Source organism: Nitrospinota bacterium, assembly GCA_016217735.1.
In the GTDB taxonomy this organism is placed as follows: Bacteria; Nitrospinota_A; UBA7883; order JACRGQ01; family JACRGQ01; genus JACRGQ01.
This window is the reverse complement of the sequence record JACRGQ010000070.1, coordinates 1-3,761: the sequence shown is the minus strand read 5'-3', so window position 1 is coordinate 3,761 and position 3,761 is coordinate 1. Positions and strand designations below refer to the sequence as shown.

3 protein-coding genes and 1 tRNA gene are annotated in these 3,761 nt (G+C 60.4%); 1 reads left to right on the top strand and 3 read right to left on the bottom strand.

Annotated features, from left to right (window positions below; all coding sequences use genetic code 11):
• Position 1: 1 nt before the first annotated feature.
• Positions 2–76 (bottom strand) — tRNA-Gly (locus tag HZA03_11810).
• Between the two features lie 86 nt (positions 77–162).
• On the opposite strand from HZA03_11810, the gene dut reads away from it, so the two are divergent.
• A complete protein-coding gene (gene dut, locus HZA03_11805; GenBank protein MBI5638641.1) occupies positions 163–588 on the top strand; it encodes a dUTP diphosphatase in 426 nt (141 codons plus the stop codon).
• A gap of 10 nt (positions 589–598) precedes the next feature.
• Here dut and HZA03_11800 read toward each other — a convergent pair whose 3' ends face one another.
• Together HZA03_11800 and HZA03_11795 are read right to left on the bottom strand one after the other, a co-directional pair.
• Entirely contained in the window at positions 599–2,296 is a 1,698-nt protein-coding gene (locus HZA03_11800) for a hypothetical protein (GenBank protein ID MBI5638640.1), read from the bottom strand.
• A 63-nt stretch (positions 2,297–2,359) separates the two neighbouring features.
• A partial coding sequence (locus HZA03_11795; protein ID MBI5638639.1) for a hypothetical protein occupies positions 2,360–3,761 on the bottom strand: 1,402 nt, incomplete at its 5' end.

The following is a 3,761-nucleotide window of genomic DNA, read 5'->3' as shown; positions in this document are numbered from 1 at the left end:
TTGGAGCGGGAGACGGGATTCGAACCCGCAACCTTCAGCTTGGGAAGCTGACACTCTACCGTTGAGTTACTCCCGCGATTTTCAGAAAACGCATTATACCAGTATTTCAAATTTTGCAAAGCGCCGTTGCGCGCCCGCGCCGAAGCTGTTTTAATACCCGCCATGTTCACCTTGAAAGTCAAAAAACTCCATCCGGCGGCGAAGCTCCCCACCGTGGGACACCCCGGCGACCTCGGCTGCGACCTGTACAGCCTCGAAGAAGCCGTCATTCCCGCCGGCGGACAGGCAATCGTCCGCACCGGCATCGCGCTGAAATTCCCCGACGGCTGGGGCGGCATCGTGAAGGACCGCTCCTCGATGGCCGCCGCCCGCATTTACACCGCCGCCGGGGTGATCGACGCCGGGTACCGCGGCGAAGTGAAGATCGTGATGCGCAACGGCAACGGGACGGATCACCTCATCAAGGCCGGCGGCAAGATAGCCCAGATCGTGCCGCTGAAAGCCCCCGCGTGGCGCGTGGAAGAGGCGGAGGAACTGGACGACACCTCGCGCGCCCACGGCGGATTCGGCAGCACCGGCCACAACTGAGCGCACCGCCTCATTTTTCCGCGAGTGACAGGAGCACCGCCCCATCCTTTGCATACAACCCCGGCGCCGCCGCCAGGAACCGGTTATAGAGCGGAACAATGCCGTTGCTTTCGACGAAGCGGCCCATGACGCCGTTCATCAACACAAGATGGGTGATCCCTTTTTGCCGGAGGGATTGTTTGATCGCGATGGCGTCATTACCGCCGGTGAAAAGTCTTATCAGTGTTGCGCCATCCCAAAATGCATCATAGTAGTAGTCTCTCTGGCTGTAGTAAACCCGGTTGCCGGTAAAGGCAAAGTAGACGCGGCTTTCCGGCGGCAGGTGATCGTTGGCCCATTGCGTCACCGCGTACGCGGGCACGGCGCGGCGGACAAATTCTTCCCGCGATTCCCTCCCGGTAAGGTACTCCCATCCCTCGAACCGGTACGCGGCGGCAGTGAGATCCCACGCATTCCACGCCAGCAACACCGCCACCAGCGCGATAGCCGCCGCTTTCCTGCCCTCCGCCGCGAGGGAGACCGCCGCGGATGCCGTTAAAAAGGCGAGCGCGGGCGCGAGCGGAAGCAGATAGCGGGCCACCGGTGAAATAAGCAACCCGGCAAACAGCATGAACAGGCCGAGGGCCGCGAAGAGCAGCCGTTTCTCCGCCCGCCCCGGAGCGCACCACAAGGCGAGCAATCCTCCCAGCAGCAGAAAGGGATTCAGGCGGCCGTCAAATCCGCATCGGGCTCCTTCCGTGCCGCTGACGAAAAGACGCAACGGCGCCGCGGCGGCCCACATCTTCGGTTCGCCGCAAAATGCCGCCCGTTCGCGGATTGGGGCGCTCTCGTAGCCGCTACGGAATTCAGTTCGCGGCGCGCCGGCGATATGGGCGGCGGCCCACCACGGCCCGCAAAAAAGCAGCGTAAAGCCGGCGGCGGCAAAGGCCGCCACCGCCCAATCGCGCACGGTTTTGCGCCGCAACGCCGCCAGCAGCATCACCGCCAAAAAACAGGTGAGCAACAGGCCGGCGTTGTATTTGATCGCCGCCCCCGCCGCGAAAGCGAGTCCGCCTTTCACCGCGCCGGAACGGTTCGGCGTTTTCAGCCATTCGTGCCAGTACAACGAACCCGCCGCGCTGAAAAACATCACCGCCGGATCGGAGTAGGATGCGGTGGCAAGGCGGAACATGACGCCGAGCGTGAGTAGCGCCGCGCCGGCAAAAATCCCCCAGCGCATTCCCGCCTCGCGCGCCGTCCAATGCGCCGTGAGAAGAGCGGCGGCCAAAATATAAAAAACGGAAATGTACGACGCGGCCCAATCGATACCGTATGCCACGAACGCCAGGTTAAGCGGCAGCAACAGGTCGGGCGTGAACGCGGACGGCTGGAATGACGGAAAAGGCCACGTCCCCCGCATCAACGCCAGACGCGGCAGAGCCATGTGGGTGATGAGGTCGTCGCGCCAATAGGGGGGAACGGAAGAAATCCAGAAGAGAAACAGCGCGGCGAGGACAAACAGGGTGGCCGCCCAACGGGGGATTTCGGCGAACATTTCCCCTTTCAGGAAAAAAAAGACGAGCGCGCAGAGGGCGCAGAGCATTCCCAGCGCCGCGACCGGCGCGGCCGCTTTCGTGCCGGACAAGAGGGCGGCGATGAAGGCAAGAAGACCCGCCGCTGGCGGAATGAGGGAGATTGCGAAAATGCGATCCGCCGCGCGATGTTTCATGCCTGCATAGTAATACGGAAGGGGTTGTTTCAAAAGCGACTCCCGTTATCGATGGGCAACCGCCTAAAAGAGGTTTTTCCACTCTTCGCAGCGCTTCGGGTCGAGCGGCGGGCGCCATTCGGCGAAATCGGGGATGGATGCGTTTTTGCGGCAGAGTGTTTCGTCCTGTGCCGTGCGGCATTGGGGCGGGCCGTTCAGCAGGTAGTTTCCGCGCAATTCGTTGATGATCTGCTTTTCGTTATATCCCCGTTGGAGCGCGGAGCAGAGGAAATCCGCCGCTACTCGCGCCTCTCTGCGATGCGCCGCTGCAACCCCTAGCAGGAAGGGGAAATTGTGATAGGCACCAACGTACTCACCCAGAATGATCGGGTTTTGCTTTTCAAGGTTGAAAATGTCTTCAGGCGTGAGATGGTTCCACCGCGACAGGAGCGGCGGTATCAGTTCCCACTGCTTTGTTTCCAGGTAAACAAACCCCAGTGCCACATAGGGCATCGGGATGGCGGGGTTGTTCTCCAATACCTTTACCAGCCGCCGTTCCGCATCGGCATAATTGCGCATGGGAGTGTCCACAAGTTTAACGTAGAGGCATTCGCGCGTGAGAAGCATCCGGGGGGTGAGCCGCTCTTTCGGCAGAAGGTAAAGGTTTTTCAGTTTTGCCATTTCACTGTTGATGGCGATGGTGTGAATGTTGGACTGAAACCCCAGGAAGAGCGCCACTCCCACTCCGGTAACCGCCATCGCGTTTTTCGCCGCATCCTTTTGTAGCCGGTTGTATGCATTTTGCAGGAAGAGTGCGGCCAACAGCAGCAACGGAACGGAGGGGATGTACATGAACCGTTCCGGTGCGTTGAGTATATTTATATCGCTAATATCAGTAATGCGGGTGACCATGGTCAGGGGCGTCATCGTGATCAGCATGAAGAAGGTCAAAAACGCCGCCGTGGGATGCCGCCGGATATTCATCAGGGCCGCGCCGGTGATGAGAAGGGGCAGCCCCAAGGAGAGGTAGATGGCGGGGTCGGCGAATGTGGGGTCGATAAAATTAATCATTTTGGGGAGCAGTGTGGGATATTCGGCCCCCATCGGCAGGATGTAGCGCAGAAGGTATACGGAAAAGTTTTTGATGACGTTGATATACAGGACGCCGGGCGTATAGACCAGCAGGTAGGGGTTAGGCGCCCCTTCTTGCGGCATCAGGAATATTCGCGCCGCCATATATGCCGCGAAGAGTATCCAGAAGGGAAGGGTGTGAAGCATCTCCCGCGCCGGACGGCCTTCGCCGAAGTGTTGGCGCAGATGGAGCATCACCAGCACGGCGGGGAGCGTAACCCCCATTTCTTTGCTCAGTATCGCGCCGAGGTAACAGGCAAGGGCGAGGAAGATGAAACCTTTGCGCGGCGGCGCGGCGGGGGGAAAGGCGCGGAGGTAGGCGATGAGCGCGCCAAGGTAGAAGAGCAGGCAGAGG